This is a genomic window from Klebsiella sp. HMSC25G12 (assembly GCF_001807705.1).
GTDB lineage: Bacteria > Pseudomonadota > Gammaproteobacteria > Enterobacterales > Enterobacteriaceae > Klebsiella > Klebsiella variicola.
Window position 1 is genome coordinate 45,546 of record NZ_KV789904.1, and the last position, 17,336, is coordinate 62,881.

At 57.2% G+C, this 17,336-nt stretch carries 12 protein-coding genes and 2 pseudogenes; 7 read left to right on the top strand and 7 right to left on the bottom strand.

The features are described from left to right. Nucleotides 1-67: 67 nt before the first annotated feature. Entirely contained in the window at nt 68-1,507 is a 1,440-nt protein-coding gene (locus HMPREF3096_RS17510; RefSeq protein WP_064144553.1) for a capsule assembly Wzi family protein, read from the bottom strand. A 347-nt stretch (nt 1,508-1,854) separates the two neighbouring features. On the opposite strand from HMPREF3096_RS17510, the pseudogene HMPREF3096_RS31915 reads away from it, so the two are divergent. Beyond that, nucleotides 1,855-1,923, top strand: a pseudogene (locus HMPREF3096_RS31915) (hypothetical protein); the annotation flags it as partial. A 541-nt stretch (nt 1,924-2,464) separates the two neighbouring features. On the opposite strand, the gene HMPREF3096_RS17515 reads toward HMPREF3096_RS31915, so the two are convergent. Together HMPREF3096_RS17515 and galF are read right to left on the bottom strand one after the other, a co-directional pair. After that, complete coding sequence (locus tag HMPREF3096_RS17515; protein WP_064144554.1) at nt 2,465-3,094, bottom strand: phosphatase PAP2 family protein; 630 nt, start codon at nt 3,092-3,094, stop codon at nt 2,465-2,467. A gap of 315 nt (nt 3,095-3,409) precedes the next feature. After that, a pseudogene (gene galF / locus HMPREF3096_RS17520) lies at nt 3,410-4,384 on the bottom strand (GalU regulator GalF). 770 nt (nt 4,385-5,154) lie between these two features. Between galF and HMPREF3096_RS17525 the strand changes: the two are divergent. Beyond that, the gene (locus tag HMPREF3096_RS17525; RefSeq protein ID WP_012967582.1) at nt 5,155-6,738 is read left to right on the top strand and encodes a TerC family protein; all 1,584 of its coding nucleotides are present in this window, start codon (nt 5,155-5,157) and stop codon (nt 6,736-6,738) included. Between the two features lie 750 nt (nt 6,739-7,488). Here HMPREF3096_RS17525 and asmA read toward each other — a convergent pair. The 4 genes from asmA to alkA all read right to left on the bottom strand — a co-directional run bounded on the left by asmA (nt 7,489) and on the right by alkA (nt 11,643). Beyond that, entirely contained in the window at nt 7,489-9,336 is a 1,848-nt protein-coding gene (asmA, locus tag HMPREF3096_RS17530) for an outer membrane assembly protein AsmA (RefSeq protein WP_064144555.1), read from the bottom strand. Nucleotides 9,337-9,366: 30 nt separating this feature from the next. After that, nucleotides 9,367-9,948, bottom strand: a complete 582-nt coding sequence (dcd, locus tag HMPREF3096_RS17535) for a dCTP deaminase (protein ID WP_004151145.1) — start codon at nt 9,946-9,948, stop codon at nt 9,367-9,369. A 90-nt stretch (nt 9,949-10,038) separates the two neighbouring features. Further along, nucleotides 10,039-10,680 (bottom strand): uridine kinase, encoded by a 642-nt coding sequence (gene udk / locus HMPREF3096_RS17540; protein WP_002912442.1) that lies wholly within the window; start codon nt 10,678-10,680, stop codon nt 10,039-10,041. A 114-nt stretch (nt 10,681-10,794) separates the two neighbouring features. Then, on the bottom strand, nt 10,795-11,643 hold the full coding sequence (gene alkA / locus HMPREF3096_RS17545; protein WP_064144556.1) for a DNA-3-methyladenine glycosylase 2: 849 nt from the start codon (nt 11,641-11,643) through the stop codon (nt 10,795-10,797). Between the two features lie 137 nt (nt 11,644-11,780). Here alkA and yegD point away from each other — a divergent pair, with 137 nt between their 5' ends. The 5 genes from yegD to HMPREF3096_RS17565 all read left to right on the top strand — a co-directional run bounded on the left by yegD (nt 11,781) and on the right by HMPREF3096_RS17565 (nt 17,100). Beyond that, the gene (gene yegD, locus HMPREF3096_RS17550; RefSeq protein WP_016531337.1) at nt 11,781-13,133 is read left to right on the top strand and encodes a molecular chaperone; all 1,353 of its coding nucleotides are present in this window, start codon (nt 11,781-11,783) and stop codon (nt 13,131-13,133) included. 289 nt (nt 13,134-13,422) lie between these two features. Further along, complete coding sequence (locus tag HMPREF3096_RS17555) at nt 13,423-15,279, top strand: sensor histidine kinase (RefSeq protein WP_038422736.1); 1,857 nt, start codon at nt 13,423-13,425, stop codon at nt 15,277-15,279. Nucleotides 15,280-15,293: 14 nt separating this feature from the next. After that, nucleotides 15,294-15,995: a response regulator transcription factor gene (locus HMPREF3096_RS17560; protein WP_064142788.1), complete on the top strand. Its 702-nt coding sequence runs from the start codon at nt 15,294-15,296 to the stop codon at nt 15,993-15,995. A gap of 237 nt (nt 15,996-16,232) precedes the next feature. Next, on the top strand, nt 16,233-16,373 hold the full coding sequence (locus tag HMPREF3096_RS30530) for a small membrane protein (RefSeq protein ID WP_046621842.1): 141 nt from the start codon (nt 16,233-16,235) through the stop codon (nt 16,371-16,373). Between the two features lie 115 nt (nt 16,374-16,488). Continuing rightward, entirely contained in the window at nt 16,489-17,100 is a 612-nt protein-coding gene (locus HMPREF3096_RS17565; RefSeq protein ID WP_008804083.1) for a helix-turn-helix transcriptional regulator, read from the top strand. Nucleotides 17,101-17,336 lie beyond the last annotated feature (236 nt).

Below are 17,336 nucleotides of genomic sequence, written 5' to 3' on the forward strand. Positions count from 1 at the left end.
GGAGAGATAAAACTGACTGCATCCTGCAGCGCTACCACCCTCTCTCCTCTATTTTCAGCATTCAGCCTTATAAACTAAACGGTATCTCTATCCCTGCGCTGACCCCAACGTCATCGCTGTCGCTGTTGTTAGCGTTGGTGTACCACAGTGAAGTATTCAAGCGGACCGACTGATAAACATCTCCGCTCCAGCCAAGCTGTAAACCTTTGAGGGTATCAGCATGAGGGAACGCTTTATTAATAGACTGGTTCTCCGGGTTAACTTTGGCGTACACCAGGCGCGTGCTCCAGCGTTGGTTATCTTCGGTAATAAGCTCAACCTTACCGGCAATGAGTTGGCCATCTCCGCCCATCGCATCGCCCAGTGGATACCCTTGTTGGTAATAACCATCTTTATAGATGTGGTGGGTATAGCTGTAATTCGTCCGGCTCATATTGGTACGCGTATCATGCGCTTCCACGTACCAGTTAACCGCATCCTTCCCCCAGCCGTGGTGCCCTTCAATCCCGCCGAGGAACATATTTGCTGAAGGCAGGAAACCAGACTCATCCTCGCCGATCATCTGCCCGTAGAAGCTCACCGGCCAGCCCAAAGTCGGCTCGAGTTTGAACTTAAAATCGAATCCAGCAAGTTGGTTGCCCGGTTCATTGGGATCGTTTGCGGAGGTATTGTCTTTACCGGTTAACCCATCCCAGAAGTTGCTGAATGATTCAGGACGCCCTTCCCCGCCCCACTGCATAATACGCGATGCGCCTAATTCTAATGACTGAAACGGTGTAAAGGTGAAGCGTCCGCCGATAATTTTGGCATGGGGCACCGCAGTATATTGATTCATCTGGCTGGCGGAGATCTGGTACTGCCATGGACCCACCCAGCGCAACCACCAGGTTTCTGGTGCCGCCTGCTCTGCCCGCTGCATCAGGAAGCCGGTCATCGGCCGAATCGCATCCCCGCGGATCAGGCTACCTTCATAGCCCGGTCCCCACCACTGCGGAACCTGACCAAAGGAGAGCCACTGGTTCCAGAATTTTACCGCGCCGTAGGCACCGTTGGCGTTGAAGCGCGATCCGTTGCTGATCCGCTCTCCCCCTTCAACGTTGCCCTGGAGGTGTACATCCCACCACTCGCCACTGTTGTTGAATGCCAGGCCTAACGAGTTATCTGCCGGCTGCGTCTGGCCAAACCCCTGCGGAGTGCCCGGCTGGTCGGTTGAAGTATAACCGGTAACCCGGAAATCGGCTTTTAAGGCAGACAGTCGCTGGTTAATACGAGCCAGGACCACTTGCTCAGAAGAATAGGAAGGTTTGGCCTTTTTCAGCGCCCGGGCGATCTCTTCCTGGCTCAGCGGCCACGTCGACAGGCTCAGATGAATGACCCCACGGTCGGAAAGCCAGGCAAGGTCATTTCGCAAATCGTTGTCATTTACCACTAACCCAGCCGCGTAAGCCTGGGCTCCCAGAGAGGAAAGCAACCCCAGCGTCACGGCAATGCGCGCAATTTTTATCATTGTACAAGATCCATTTTCAGCCCCGCTGTCGTATCTCAATGAGAATGAGGGGAATACCAAGATAGAAAGCGCTCGCGGCACCAGCAGACTTCACTGGGCAACACCGACGAGGCGAGTACATTTACCCTAAGCTGCTTATCACCCTTATAACATCTGCCCAGCTCACAATGTAGGCGAATTTTATCGTCCAGGCTATGGACGAGGCGGGAAAGTTAATGCACAGGCAATATCAGCAGCCTATCCTGACCACCTTCAATAGACACCAGATGCTTATGTTAGACACCTGATGATGATGCTCACCTCAGGTCAGTCGATACAAGCAGCCGTTTCACCATCGTCTCTTTCGCGCTACAGATAGCGGTTTCAGCGACGCTACCGCCCCTGGCTTAACAGCTACCAGCGCACTGACTTCATGATTGGCATATTTTATCGACCTGCAGATGAATAATTGGTCAGGCCTTATTTTAGCGGCGTTAAGTTTACGGGATTTCGGTCCCAATTGGGAGTCTTGAGACCGAATATCTGCCAATTAACGCCGCCCGGTGTTTTACTGGCAAAAAATAAGCGTGTTATCAATTAAGATTATTTACTGCTTTCGACTGGTGGACAGTCGTACGATGTTGTAATGTCAGCACATAAACACCTAACCATCTGTAAAAACACATTTTTTACAAGAGCAAGGCCATTGAAAAATCAGATGCTAGCGTAATAGTCAACTACAATTTCTAATAGTTTCCTGTTTTCTGGATATACAGTGAATCAGCTCCAGGTATTTTCTCAGCGCATTTAAGAAACGTCTTAGCACCGCTATATCCAGGCAAATATTCAATAACAATGTAGTAGCACTTCATTATTTCATAAATATGAATTATCAATTGACCGGTATATAGTAGATTATTTTCTTATTTGTCTAATTAACCGGCGAAAACGTAATTTCCCCGGTAAAACAAATGGCGATTACCATACTTGCTTATGCAAATCGTTCCGGGTAAAGGGTTTATCCAGCGGTCCCACCGCAGTGGCGATTTGTCCCAGCAGGGATTGAGTCGGTGCTTTGCTGCCACTATGCAAAAGGATAAGCGGAACCATCACCAGGCATGCAACTCCGCCCCATGAGATATTCACGCTTTCCGGATGAGTGGTACGTTTTTGCAGTTGCAGAAACAAAGCGCTGCCAGCGGCGCCGAGCAACAGGCCAGCAATCACTTCCGAAACAGAATGCGCATGAATGACCAGGCGTGAATAACCTACCAGAGCAGCCAAAGCATAGCCGGCAATTACGGCCGTTTTACGCAGACCGGCGGAGAAACGCGCGCTGAGCAGCCAAAGGAAAATAGGCCAGAAGGCCGCGGAGAGCGCGGAGTGACCGCTGAAGCCCGTGTAGTCCAGCTCGCGTATCCCCAAGCCCCAGCCCATAAAGGCCAGTTTAGAGGCGCAGACGATGGCGCCGGTGATGCCGAACAGCAAACTCCACTGCCACGCCAGCAACCGCGACGTTTTACGCAGCATCAGGACAATAAACAGCGCCGCTGCGCTGGGCAGCAAAACGGTGCTATCGCCAAAAAATGAGATGAGTTGCCAGTTCATATACCTGTGATCCTTCGATGATGTCCACTGCCGTGCTCAGGGATTATCCGTAATGTCTGTACCAGCTCGCATGCCAATTCATTTCACATTTTTATGCATGCAAGTGAGATGTTTAAAGCGGAAACATGATCGCAGTCAAGTTTTATTTTTGGCTGACGTTGACCGCTTTCCCTGCGCTTTAAGAATTGTCGCACTAAGTGACTATTCACAAAGCATTATTGCCGCTACTCCGACCATTGCACCACAGAGGCCAGAGACAAACTACCAGAAGTCTCCGAAGCCATACGTTTCTTTACAATCGTTATAACATTCACGTTATGAATAATTTCTGCATAACGTTATGAGCGGCCTGGCAAAATACCCCTGCCCTGCCGCTCACCCTTACGCCGGCGCTCAGGCCAGCAGTTTTTTAATGCTTTCGCGGAATTTGGTACCTTCTTTCAGGTTACGCATCCCGTAGGTGACGAAGGCCTGCATGTAGCCCATTTTTTTACCGCAGTCATAGCTTTCGCCGGTCATCAGCATCGCGTCAACGGACTGCTTCTTCGCCAGTTCGGCAATGGCGTCGGTTAGCTGGATACGGCCCCAGGCGCCCGGCTGGGTTCGTTCAAGTTCAGCCCAGATATCTGCCGACAGCACGTAGCGGCCCACCGCCATCAGGTCGGAGTCCAGGGTCTGAGGTTCGTCCGGTTTTTCAATAAACTCGACGATACGCGCCACCTGCCCTTCCGCCACCATGGGCTCTTTGGTCTGGATAACGGAGTATTCGGAGAGATCCCCCGGCATGCGTTTCGCCAGCACCTGGCTGCGGCCGGTCTCGTTAAAACGGGCGACCATGGCAGCGAGGTTATAGCGCAGCGGGTCCGCGGTGCCGCCGTCGAGAATGATATCCGGCAGCACCACCACAAACGGGTTGTCCCCGACTACCGGGCGGGCGCAGAGGATGGAGTGGCCCAGACCCAGCGGCTGTGCCTGGCGCACGTTCATGATGGTTACGCCCGGCGGGCAAATGGCCTGGACTTCCGCCAGCAGCTGGCGCTTCACGCGCTGTTCAAGCAGGGCTTCCAGCTCGTAGGAGGTATCAAAGTGGTTTTCTACTGCATTCTTCGAGGAGTGCGTCACCAGGACAATCTCTTTGATCCCGGCGGCGACGATTTCGTCAACAATGTACTGAATCATTGGCTTATCAACGATCGGCAGCATCTCCTTTGGAATTGCCTTTGTGGCCGGCAGCATATGCATGCCTAGTCCTGCGACCGGAATAACCGCTTTCAAATTCGCCATATTCATCTTCACCTGTTTGGTTGCAAAACACGCAGTTTTGCAAAATTGTACATGTCACAAATCCATTGGAACTGATAATACACGGATACTGCCCGGGCATCTGCCCGCCAAATTCTTAAATTCACTGTCACCTAAAAGAATACACACAACTTCCTTTTACCAACAGTTTGAAGTGAGAATAATCTTATTCTCCATCAGGATATTCAGCGGCCCGCTTCCCTGCACAGCGCGATGTCGCCGCAAGGCCCCTACACCGCGGCCTTTGGTACGCAGACCCTGCCAGCTGCAGACTGCGGCGCCCATGTGTCCGGAAAGAATAGATATAGATAATTAATTTCACCAGGCAATATATTTCAGCACAAACAGCCAGATATGGCAGGATAATAACCGTAAACCACGGCAGAGAACTGCGATCGGCACTATTCTGCGCTCACTTCATGATGTGAATTATGCCGATTTTGTGAGCGGGCTTCGCACTTCACCCGGGGATGAGGAAGGGTGCCTACCGTGGAGAACGACGGGACTGCCCGCGCTTTTGCGCCGGGCAGAACGCAGCGGGTTATGGTTCTGATATCAGCAAGCTTATTCCAGCGCGTTCCGCCATATTGTTATTTTTCCGCTGATCTTTTCTGGAACATAATTCTTTTCTGTTCTCTTAATTTGCTGGAAATATATCCACCCCTGGCGGAGTGATATCCGCGTCGTTATTGCATTTTAGACTCATCTTATCCATGATCGTGGTAACACATACCGCAGTCGTACAGGTTTTAATACATATGGAATGGATTGCCGATCCGTCAATCTGGGCAGGTCTCGTCACGCTGGTGGTTATCGAACTGGTGTTGGGTATCGATAACCTGGTTTTCATCGCTATCCTCGCCGAAAAGCTGCCGCCCGCCCAGCGCGACCGCGCTCGTATCACCGGTCTGCTGCTGGCGATGGTCATGCGTCTGCTGCTGCTGGCCTCTATCTCCTGGCTGGTGACCCTGACCAAACCGCTGATTGTTTTTCACGACTTCAGCTTCAGCGCCCGCGATTTAATTATGCTGTTCGGCGGCTTATTCCTGCTGTTTAAAGCTACAGTCGAACTCAACGAACGGCTGGAGGGGAAGGACAGCGATAATCCCACCCAGCGCAGAGGGGCGAAATTCTGGGCCGTGGTGGCGCAGATCGTGGTGCTCGACGCTATCTTCTCGCTCGACTCGGTGATCACCGCCGTCGGCATGGTCGACCACCTGGCGGTGATGATGGCCGCGGTGATCATCGCCATCAGCCTGATGCTGATGGCCAGCAAGGCGCTGACGCGCTTCGTTAACAGCCACCCGACCATTGTCATCCTCTGTCTGAGCTTCCTGCTGATGATCGGCTTCAGCCTGATTGCTGAAGGCTTCAGCTTTATTATCCCGAAAGGCTATCTGTACGCGGCAATTGGCTTCTCGGTCATGATTGAAGCCCTTAACCAGCTGGCGCTGTTTAACCGCCGTCGCTTCCTGTCGGCCAATATGACGCTGCGTCAGCGCACCACCGAGGCGGTGATGAACCTGCTGAGCGGTCAGAAGGAAAAAGCTGAACTGGATGCTGACACGGCGTCGCTGGTGGCCGATCAGGACCATCATCCTTTGTTTAATCCGCAGGAACGGTTGATGATTGAGCGGGTGCTGAACCTTAATCAGCGCAGCGTCAGCAGTATTATGACGTCGCGCCATGATATCGAGCGCATCAACCTCAGCGCGCCGGAGGAAGAGATCCGCAGCCTGGTGGAGAAAAATCAGCACACCCGGCTGGTGGTGACCGGCGGGAAAGATAATGAAGACCTGCTGGGGGTGGTTCACGTTATTGACCTGCTCCAGCAGTCCCTGCGCCAGGAGCCGCTGGATCTACAGGTGCTGGTCCGCCAGCCGTTGGTCTTTCCGGAGGGGTTACCGCTCCTCTCCGCGCTTGAGCAGTTCCGTCAGGCCCGCACCCACTTCGCCTTTGTGGTCGATGAGTTTGGTTCCGTCGAGGGGATTGTGACCCTGAGCGACGTGATGGAGACTATCGCCGGTAATCTGCCTAACGAGGTGGAGGAGATCGATGCCCGGCATGATATTCAGCATCATCAGGACGGTTCGTGGACGGTTAACGGCCATATGCCGCTGGAGGATCTGGTGCAGTACGTTCCGCTGCCGCTGGATGATAAACGGGAGTACCACACCGTCGCCGGGCTGCTGATGGAGTATCTGCAGCATGTGCCGCAGGTGGGGGAGACCATTGAGATTGACGGCTATACCCTGCGCACGCTGCAGGTCGACAGCCATCGGGTGCAGAAGGTGCAGATCGTCCCGCCGGTAAAGCAGGATGAGCTGGATTATGAGGTATAATCGTCAGGCATAAAACTGGCCCGGGGTATCCCGGGCGGTGGGACAGATAATCAAACCCATGCCTGATGGCGCTTCGCTTATCAGGCCTACGGGATGGCGACATAAACCGGGGAATAACCCCAGCGCACAACCCAGGCCGGGTCAGGCACAGCCGCCACCCGGCATCATCGTGACATCACACTTTGACGACATTCTCACATCGCGGGGAATTGATGCTCTACAGCAGCCACACTGCCTGATGGCGCTGCGCTTATCAGGCCTACGGGATAGCGACGCAAACCGGGGATTACCCCCAGCGCACAACCCAGGCCGGGTCAGGCGCATGCGCCACACGGCATCATCGTGACATTACACGTTGACGACATTCTCACATCACGGGGAATTGATGCTCTACAGCTGCCACATTACCTGATGGCGCTTCGCTTATCAGGCCTACGGGATGGCAATGCAGACCGGGGTATTACCCCCACCGCACAACCCAGGCCGAGTCAGGCGTAGCCGCCACCCGGCATCAACGGGGCTCCACACTTTGACGACATTCTCTCATCACGGGGAATTGATGCTCTACAGCTGCCACATTACCTGATGGCGCTTCGCTTATCAGGCCTACGGGATGGCGACATAAACCGGGGAATAACCCCACCGCACAACCCAGGCCGGGTCAGGCGCAGCCGCCACCCGGCATCAACATGACATCACCCTCTGACGACAATCTCACAGCCCGGAAGGCCCGGGCCGCGGTGGTGGAGATTACAGCTTATCGAGCAGCTTTTTGGCGTCTTTGCTCTCTTTGCTGCCTTTATTACGCTCAACCCAGTCGTTGAGACGCTGCTTCGCTTCATCCTGTAGCTGTTTGCGCAGGATCTGATCAACCTGCAGGCTGTAGCTCAGCGACTGCCAGTCGCCGTAGATGCGCAGCGGGATGGCGGTCTGTTTCAGGCGGTCGATAAGTTTGCCCTCCCCTTTCCAGCCGCCGAGCACGCGCACGTTAAAGCGCATATCGCAGTTCTCTTTCTGCAGATCAAGCTGACCTTCGCCGGTCATCGCCATCACGTCGGACTGCCCCTGCAGGCGGTTCAGCGTCACCACCCCGTTATCCAGCGTCAACTGGCTGCTCACGGAATCCAGGCGGGTGGCATTGTCGTAATTCTCCTGCGCCCGCACGTTGGTGCTGCGCTCCACGGCCTGCTGCACCAGCTGCTGGAAATTCAGCCCCTCGGTACGGGTATCGGCCATCTGCAGCTGGGCCTGCCCCTGCCAGTGACGGCGGAAATCATCCGCGTCAATGCGCGTTCCGGAAAACTCGCCGGTCAGCGACAGCTTGCCGGTCAGGTTTAATGAATAGTTAAAGGCTTTGATCAGCGAACCGATCTCCACATTCTGCAGCGCCGGCTGGAACGCCGCCTGCGGCGTGTCGCCACGGGCATCCAGAGTGCCGGGGAGAGAGAGCTGCCCGCCGTCGAGGTTGCCCTGCATTTTGCTGACCGTCAGCAGCCCCTGCTGGTTGCTGATTTCGCTCTGCACCTGGGTGAAGTTCAGGCCGCGCCACTGCAACTGGTCGGCGCTCAGGGCCATCCGGCCGTTAAAGCCGCGCAGGCTCTGGTAATCTTCGCGCTCATCGCTGTCGGCGATCACCGGACGCAGCGGTCGCGTCTGGCTCTGGCCCTGCTGGCTGGCGCTGCTGTCGGTCGCTGGCGAGGAGGGTGCCAGCAGGCTGTCGAGATTCAGGGTGGTCGCGTGGAGATCCAGCGACCAGTCCGGGCGATCCCCCAGCACCACGCTGCCGTTACCGGTAAGGGTGCTGCCGCTGGCCATCAGATTCAGGTTGTCAAAGCGCAGAGTTTTGCCATCTTCCTGCCAGCTGGCCTGCAGACTGCCCTGGCCATTAATGCCATCAGGGGGCAGCTCGGCGCCGCGCAGCTGCCAGCTTAGCTGGCTAAAATCGGCTTTTAAGGAGTGGGGATAGTCGCCGCCCTGCACGGTAGCGGAGAAGCTCAGCGCCAGGTCGCGCTGGTCGCGGTTGATCCGGCCGGAGAAGTCGACGGTGGCCCGGTGATTCTCATCCTGCTCCATTTGCAGGCGGATATCACGCACAGTGATCTGCTCGCCGTTCTCATGCTGGAAGAAGAGCACGCTGTCGGCCACCTGCAGCTGGCGCACGTCGTAGGACCACCCACGGTCCTCCGGGGCCTGCGGCAGGGTGTTGTCATGCGGCACCACCGGCGCAGCGCTATCGCGAACCGCTTCGGTTTTCGGGGTCAGCTGGATCACCGCCCCCTTGAGCATCACCTGCTTCACCTGCAGCTGGTGCGACAGCAACGGCAGCAGCGCCACGTCGAGGCGCATGTTGTCGGCGCGGATCACCGGCTCTTCGGCGCCCCGGGCTGTCAGCGTCATGCGTCCGCTGAGAATGCTGAGCTGCGGCCAGACGTGCCAGCGCAGCGGGCCATCGAGTTCAAGCTGATAACCGCTGCGCTCTGCCACCTCATGCACCATATAGGCGCGAAAATCGTTGGGATTGACCAGCAATACCAACGAGGTAAGCCCGGCGACAATGACCGCCAGCAGGATCATCAGCGTTGTCAGTATTCGTCTCATGGCACCCTCAGCAACACCCCGTTGACGTTATCAATCCTTGTCGATTCGGCTCGCCACCGCGCCCTGCTGGTCGCGATATTTGGCGTCTTCACGGCGGTTATACGGCCGGGCCGCCGGGCCCGATAATGGCTCAAAGCTCAGCGCGCCGATAGGCATTCCCGGGCGCAGCGCCAGCGGCAGTTTGCCGGAGTTGTAGAACTCAAGCACGATGCAGCCGGACCAGCCCGGGTCGATGCGGTGCGCGGTAACGTGCACCATCAGCCCCAGGCGCGCCAGCGAGGAGCGTCCGTCCAGCCAGCCCACCAGATCGGCAGGCAGGGTGACTGACTCATAGGTCACCGCCAGCGCCAGTTCGCCCGGATGCAGGAAAAAGGCCTCCCCTTCCGGCAGGACAATCTCTTCGCTCATCACGCGGTCCAGCGCGGCGCTGACCTCGGCCTTCGGACCGCTTAAATCGATAAACGGCGCCGTGTGGCCGCGGAAGGTGCGGAATTTATTACCCAGCCGTACATCAACCGTCGCGCCATTAATACGCTCAACGGGTGGGCGCGGATTGATGGCGAGTCGCCCTTCATCCAACCAGGCTTCGATATCTCGGTCACACAGACGCATGGGCTTTCTCCTTATAAGGCTGCTTCCCGCACGCTTCGCGGCGGAGAGGGCAACAGGGCTACTCTTTGCACGTTACACAATTCGGCCAGGTTATTCAAAGAACTGACTGATTTTGGCCTTCAGAATATCAATCGCGATGCGGTTTTTGCCGCCGCGCGGCACGATGATGTCGGCATACTGCTTCGACGGTTCAATAAACTGCAGGAACATCGGGCGCACGGTCTTCTGGTACTGGGCCATCACCGAGTCCATGGAGCGGCCGCGCTCGTTAACGTCGCGCTTAATACGGCGCATCAGGCAAATATCGAGCGGGGTGTCGACGAAAATAGAGAAGTTAAGCTCGTTACGCAGGCGCGCGTCGGTCAGCAGCAGGATCCCTTCAAGAATGATCACCTTCTTCGGCTCGACGTGAATGGTGTTCGGCGTGCGGGTATGCTCGACGTAGCTATAGACCGGCAGTTCAATCGGCTGGCCGCTTTTCAGCATCTGCAGGTGCTGGAACAACAGACTGTGGTCCATTGAGCTCGGGTGGTCATAGTTGGTTTTGACGCGCTCTTCCATCGACAGATGACTTTGATCTTTGTAATAGCTGTCTTCCGGAATGACGCCAATATGTTCGTCGCCAACTTGTTCACGCAATTCGCGATAGAGAGTACTGGCGATAAGACTTTTGCCAGAAGCCGATGCGCCGGCGATGCCTACAATGACGCACTGATGGGACATATCAGTCATAAATTTTTGCGACCTGATTAACCTGGATAGAGATGGAGGGTGGCGGCGGACCGCCAAACGCGGCAATTATAGGGATTTCAGCGTCCCGATACCAGTGGTATGCGCCCCGGACGGCTATTCCGCCGCCGGGATCCAGTCATCGGTATACCAGATATGCAACAGCGCATACGATCGCATCGGCTGCCAGCGACGGGCATAGCGAGCGATGGCGGCCGGGGTCATTCCCGGAAAGCGCTGTTTAATCAGGTAATCATCCGGCAAAAAGATATCTTTCGCCTGCCAGCCGCGCAGAGCAAAGTAGTTTGCCGTCCAGCGGCCAATCCCGGGCATGCTCTGCAGTTGACGCAGCCCGGCGTCAATGTCCGCTGGCGCCTTCAGGGGCAGCTCGCCGCTGAGCGCCGCCCGGGCGAGGTGGATCAGCGCCTCCGCGCGCCGAAGCGGCATTCCCAGCGCCTTCAGCGCCTGCGGGTCGGCCCGGGACAGCGCCTCTGGCGTCGGGAACAACACATAGCCGGGCGCCTCCGTCAGCGGTTCGCCCCAGCCAGCCGCCACTTTGGCAGTGAGCCGGGCGGCCATCGCCACGCTCACCAGCTGGCCCAGCACCGCCCGCACCGCCTGTTCGAAGGCATCCAGCGCCCCCGGCAGGCGCAGCCCCGGCCGCGCCTGGGCCAGAAAGCCCAACGCCCCGGCGACCTGCCGCGGGTCGCAGGCTAAATCAAACAGCTGGCCAATTCGCGCATAGCAGATCTCCGCCACCGGTTGCAGCCCCGGGGAGAGGGTCACCCGCAGGCCCTGCGCCTCTTCGTCCGGCGCCAGATGAATCAGCCCGCGATGCCCTTCAACGCCAAAGCTGCGACTATAGCCTCCTTCATCAAAGCGCTCGACGCCGGCGACGGCACGCGCCTGCAAAAAACCAACCATCCACGCCCAGTCGTAAGGCGGGGTCCAGGGTAACAGCACCATAAGCTCTCCTTTATATAGCGTTTCAATGATAGTCGCCCTTGACCGTCAGCGCCTTGCTTTTAAATTCCAGTTGTCGCCATGGCGACGATCCGCTAAAGTCGCCCCCCTTCTTCAACGGCATGGGGATTTTGCAGACGATGTTTATTGGTTTTGACTACGGCACCGCCAACTGTTCGGTGGCCGTGATGCGGGAAAACACCCCTCAGCTGTTGACACTGGAAAACGGCAGCGCGCTGCTGCCCTCGATGCTCTGCGCGCCAACGCGCGAAGCGGTCAGCGAGTGGCTCTATCGCCATCATGACGTCCCCACCCACAGCGATGAAAACCAGGCGCTGCTGCGCCGGGCCATTGCCGCCAACCGCGACGAAGACATCGAGGTGCTGCGCAACAGCGTGCAGTTCGGTCTCGCCTCGCTGCATCAGTATGTTGAAGATCCGGAAGAGGTCTACTTCGTTAAATCGCCAAAATCCTTCCTCGGCGCCAGCGGGCTGAAGCCGCAGCAGGTGGCCCTGTTTGAAGACCTGGTCTGCGCCATGATGCTGCACATCAAACTGCAGGCCGAAAGCCAGCTGCCCGAGCAGATCGACCAGGCGGTGATTGGCCGACCGATTAACTTCCAGGGCCTCGGCGGCGACGACGCGAACGCCCAGGCGCAGGGGATCCTTGAGCGGGCGGCTCTCCGCGCCGGTTTCCGCGATGTGGTCTTCCAGTTTGAACCGGTTGCCGCCGGGCTCGATTTCGAAGCCACCCTCAATGAAGAAAAACGGGTGCTGGTCGTCGATATCGGCGGTGGGACCACCGACTGTTCCTTGCTATTGATGGGCCCGCAGTGGCGGGAGCGCGCCGACCGCCAGCAGAGCCTGCTCGGCCACAGCGGCTGCCGCATCGGCGGCAACGACCTCGACATTGCCCTGGCCTTCAAATGCCTGATGCCCCTTCTCGGTATGGGCGGCGAAACGGAGAAAGGCACCGCGCTGCCGATCCTCCCGTGGTGGAACGCGGTGGCCATCAACGACGTGCCGGCGCAGAGTGATTTCTACAGCACCGCCAACGGCCGTCTGCTTAACGATCTGCTGCGCAGCGCCCGGGATGCCGACAAGGTGGCTCTGCTGCTGAAGGTCTGGCGCCAGCGTCTCAGCTATCGTCTGGTGCGCAGCGCCGAAGAGAGCAAAATCGCCCTCTCCAGCGCCGCCAGCGTCGAAACCGCGCTGCCGTTTATTCAGGACGAGCTGGCCACCGCCATCGCCCAGCAGGGTCTGGAAGCGGCGCTGGATCAACCGTTGACCCGCATTATGGAACAGGTGCAGCTCGCGCTCGACAGCAGCCAGACCACCCCGGATGTGATCTATCTTACCGGCGGCAGCGCCCGCTCGCCGCTGATCAAAAAGGCGCTGACCGCCCAGCTGCCGGGTATTCCGCTGGCCGGTGGCGATGATTTTGGCTCGGTAACCGCCGGGCTGGCCCGCTGGGCGCAGGTGGTTTTCCGCTAACCCCAGCCCGCCGCCGCCGCGCAGCAGGTCTGTCCTGATCCTGCCGATGCAGATTACGCTGGAATATTCCTGGTCTCCCACGCAAAATGGCCTGTTCGTCCGGACAGGCCTGTCCACTCTTCCCCACTTCCGGGGGCGTATTATCCATACCGTAGCCAGATGTCTGCGGTCTGTATCGTTGGCATGCCGCAAGGGGGCGTGATTGAAAAGGGTGTCTGCGATCTTCGCAGCGGTCCGGCGTTGCCGGCCGCAGTTCCTGGCAGGCTGGCTGCTCAGCTATGGATTACTCTTGCTGCTGGTCGCCCCGCAGGCGCAGGCGGCGACGCGCCAGGTGGGCATTGATATTCCGGTCCAGTGGTACGCGGACGCCAGCGGCCAGATGACGGTCGATCGCTTCGCCGCCCTGCCCACGGACCAGCTCGCCACCACCCGGCAGATCCCCTCCTTTGGTTATTCGCGAAAAACCTGGTGGCTGCACAGCGAGCTGCCGGGAACGTGGTTTGCCGGGGAGCCGCGCTGGCTGCAGCTGGGCCCCTCTTTTGTCGACCATCTGACCATTTACTACCGGCCTCTGGGCAGCGATGCCCCCTGGGAACAGCGCACCTTTGGCGACCGCGACGTCGCCCGCGAGAGCGACCTGCACTACCGGGAAAGCGTGCTGATTATCCCCCCGCCGCCAACCGCCGCCGGCTATGAGGTGGTCTTTCGCCTGCACAGCACCAGCACCCTGATCCTGCTGGCCTCGCTCTCTTCGCCGCAGGAATTTGTACAACGGGCGACCGCCGACACCGCTTTCTGGAGCTTCTATTTCGGCCTGGCCGCCGTCGCCAGCGGCGTGGCGCTGTGGCTGGCGCTGGCCCTGCGCCGGCGTCTGCTGTGGGGCATCTGTCTTTTCTCGCTCAATTATCCGCTGGTGGCCGCCCTGCACGGCTTCCCGGAGTGGTTTTTCGGCCACGCGGCGCTGCCGTTCCAGGACTTCATGATCAGCAGCCTCTCCCTGTTCAGCTATGCTACCGCCCTCTGGCTGCACAGCGAGATTTTTGATTTGAAGAAGAATATGCCGCGGCTTCATCAGCTGCTGATCGCCGCGGTGGTCCTCAACCTGGTGCTGCAGGTCAGTATTCCGCTCGGGTTTTACGGCTTCGCGATGCAGATTGAAGGGGTGATCTTCATCATTATCACCCCGGTGCTGCTGTTCACCTCCTGGTGGCTGTGGCGCAAAAAAGCCATCGACCGTAACACTCTGCTGCTGGGTCTGCTGCCGCCGTTCTACGTCGCCGCCGCGGTGCTGGTGCAGTTGTCTATCCACGGGATAATCCCGTTCCATATGGCGATCTATTCCCTCTGGCAGTATGCGCTGATCGTCCACATCATTACGGTGCTGATCATTGCCATCCTGCGGGTGCGCGCTGAAAACCGCCAGCTGGAGCAGAAGCAGCGCCTGGCGCGTGAGCTGCAGATTGAGCGTGAAGCCAGCTTCCATCAGCGACAGTTTATGGGCATGGTAGCGCACGAATTCCGCACGCCGCTGGCGGTGATCCAGGCAGCGCTGGAAAATCTCCGCCTCTCGGCCGCCTCGGCCAGCCAGGAGGCGCGCTTCGATCGCATCGGGCGCGCCGCCACCCGTCTGGTGCAGCTCACCGATAACTGCCTTGCCGACGCCCGGCTCGCCTCACACGACCTGCACGTCGATCGCCAGCAGACCGCCCTGCTGTCGGTGATCAACATGGCCGCCTCGGTGGTGGCCATCTCCCACGACCATTACCTGAACATCCGCCATCACGGCGCGGTGGAAAGCCCGCAACTGCAGGCCGATGCCGGCCTGCTGTGCATCGCCATCGCCAATCTGCTGGATAACGCGGTGAAGTATTCGCCCCCCGGTGAAATCGCCATCGATATCCGCTCCGAAGCCGGGCATACCGAGCTGCGCATTCGCGACCACGGCCCGGGCCTGCCCGACGGGCAAGCGGAACTGATCTTTGAGCGCTATCGTCGCGGCGAGCACACGTCGCCGGTGCCGGGCGGCACCGGTCTCGGACTGTATGTTGCGCGTCAGATCGTGCAGGCTCATGATGGCAAACTGTGGCTGGCCGAGCATGGCCCGGACGGCTGCACCTTTATTCTCACCCTCCCGACAGTTGCTTAAGAGGAGAACGACGTATGGCTTTACGGCTGGCGATAATTGAAGATAACGCCGATCTGCTGGATGAACTGCTGGCCTGGCTGGGCTATCGCGGCTTCGAGGTGTGGGGCTCGCGCAGCGCCGAAGCCTTCTGGCGACAACTGCATAGCCATCCGGTGGACATCGTGCTGATTGATATCGGCCTTCCCGGGGAAGATGGCTTCAGCGTGCTGAGCTACCTGCATGAGCTGGGGCATTACGGTCTGGTGGTGGTCAGCGCCCGCGGCCAGCAGCAGGATAAACTGCAGGCGCTCAGCCTTGGGGCCGATGCTTACCTGATTAAGCCGGTTAATTTCGCCCACCTTGCGGAGACCCTCACCGCCCTTGGCGCCCGCCTGCAGCAGGATCGACCCGCCCCCCTTCCGTCGGAGGCGCCCGGCACCGCGTCATCCGCCGCCACCGGACTGTGGCGTCTGCATGAGGATAAACTGATTTCTCCCGATGCCCGGACGCTGGAGTTAACCCAGCAGGAGTACCGTCTGGTGGAGCTGTTAATGCGCAATCGCAACGAGGTGTGCAGCAAGCTGGACCTCCATGCCTGCCTGTTTTCCCACGACAGCGAGCCTGACCTGCACCGCATCGACGTGGTGATTAGCCGCCTGCGCCATAAGGCGCGCCAGCAAGGGATCCACCTGCCCGTACGAGCGATCTTTGGCAAAGGACTGGCGTTTATTTCCTGATCGAAAGCGCGATCTGGCCGCTGCGCGGGGTGTGAATAACTCGCAAGTGTTAATTTTTCTCATTTTCTGAGAGAAATGAGAGGAATGAGACTGACGACGCGCTTAAGAACTTTCTTATAGTGCTAGCACATCAGGATGATGTCGTATGATTTTCAGTGGACAGGAAAACATATAACAAAACGTAATAGCCGTTCGCGGTAAATTCTGACACCATGCAGCACAAATAAGGTAAAAACGATGGCCATGCAAACGTGGTTAATATTATTGCTATGCATATTTTTCTTCAGCATCTCTGTATACAGTTTTATTTCCTATCTAAAAGACAGGAGACGGCAGAAGTTTACGTTTAACGATAAGCGTTCGACGCGTCGTAAATAATTCACTTTATAATAATTAAAAACGATTACAGGTACGTTTATAAAATCAACACACCGCATACGCCCGGAGGATTTGTCACAGCATGGCGTTATGTTTTGCATAAGGAAATAACGCCATGAGAAACATTAATGTCACCATCAATACCCGCAACACCTTTGTACGTGAATCGCTGGTCGCCATGGTTAATGATCTCTCCCGGGACGATATGCGGGCCCGTTTCTCCTGGCGCAATAACGACCTGTCAGACGAAGATATTATTATATGCGAAGTGATCCCTGGTGAAATCTATCTGTGCAATACCCTGATTAAAAACAGAAAAAAAGGCAGCTCCCTGATTATCCTCCACAGCTACGACCAGCTGCCGGAAGACGATTTCATGATTAATTGCCTGAAAGGAGTCATTTTTGTCTCGCTGAAAACGGCCAGTATTCCACAGCTGCTGGCGATCATTAAAAGCGAACTACAGCATTGTATGGACCCGTCGGCCACTGACGCCACGAGCCGGGAACTGAGCTGCGCCAGCTGCCCGCATCGTGTCCTGTCGCGGTCGCAGACCGCTGTGGTGCACGGTATTCTTGAAGGGCTGGACATGAGTAAAATCGCCGCCCTGCAGCGGGTCAGTCCCCGCACCGCCGCTTACCATAAGAATAAGATTATGGAAAAATACAGCCTGAATAATAATCACGACTTTTTCCAGTTTATGAATCTGTTACGTGAGCGCTGGTAGGCAAATAGCGAACAGAAGAGAATAAGATATTCCCGTAGTTATATTGTCTGGAATCCGAAAATAGCCGTAGGATGCTAAAAAAGCGCCAGCGCTGCCGAACATAACGTTAAACTCTGACGCTTCCTCGGTATAAAGACGTTACCGCGCGTTTTTATATAAGAAAAAAGACTAGTTACGAGGAAAACTGATACTTCGTCACATTACCCCTGACGTGCCTGTCAGGGGTCTTTTTTTCC

Coding starts and splice junctions, on each gene's coding strand:
- HMPREF3096_RS30530 (WP_046621842.1), top strand. CDS start 16,233: ATGGCCATGCAAACGTGGTTAATATTATTGCTATGCATATTTTTCTTC.
- udk (WP_002912442.1), bottom strand. CDS start 10,680: ATGACTGATATGTCCCATCAGTGCGTCATTGTAGGCATCGCCGGCGCA.
- HMPREF3096_RS17515 (WP_064144554.1), bottom strand. CDS start 3,094: ATGAACTGGCAACTCATCTCATTTTTTGGCGATAGCACCGTTTTGCTG.
- HMPREF3096_RS17525 (WP_012967582.1), top strand. CDS start 5,155: ATGGAATGGATTGCCGATCCGTCAATCTGGGCAGGTCTCGTCACGCTG.
- HMPREF3096_RS17510 (WP_064144553.1), bottom strand. CDS start 1,507: ATGATAAAAATTGCGCGCATTGCCGTGACGCTGGGGTTGCTTTCCTCT.
- yegD (WP_016531337.1), top strand. CDS start 11,781: ATGTTTATTGGTTTTGACTACGGCACCGCCAACTGTTCGGTGGCCGTG.
- asmA (WP_064144555.1), bottom strand. CDS start 9,336: ATGAGACGAATACTGACAACGCTGATGATCCTGCTGGCGGTCATTGTC.
- HMPREF3096_RS17565 (WP_008804083.1), top strand. CDS start 16,489: ATGAGAAACATTAATGTCACCATCAATACCCGCAACACCTTTGTACGT.
- HMPREF3096_RS17560 (WP_064142788.1), top strand. CDS start 15,294: ATGGCTTTACGGCTGGCGATAATTGAAGATAACGCCGATCTGCTGGAT.
- alkA (WP_064144556.1), bottom strand. CDS start 11,643: ATGGTGCTGTTACCCTGGACCCCGCCTTACGACTGGGCGTGGATGGTT.
- dcd (WP_004151145.1), bottom strand. CDS start 9,948: ATGCGTCTGTGTGACCGAGATATCGAAGCCTGGTTGGATGAAGGGCGA.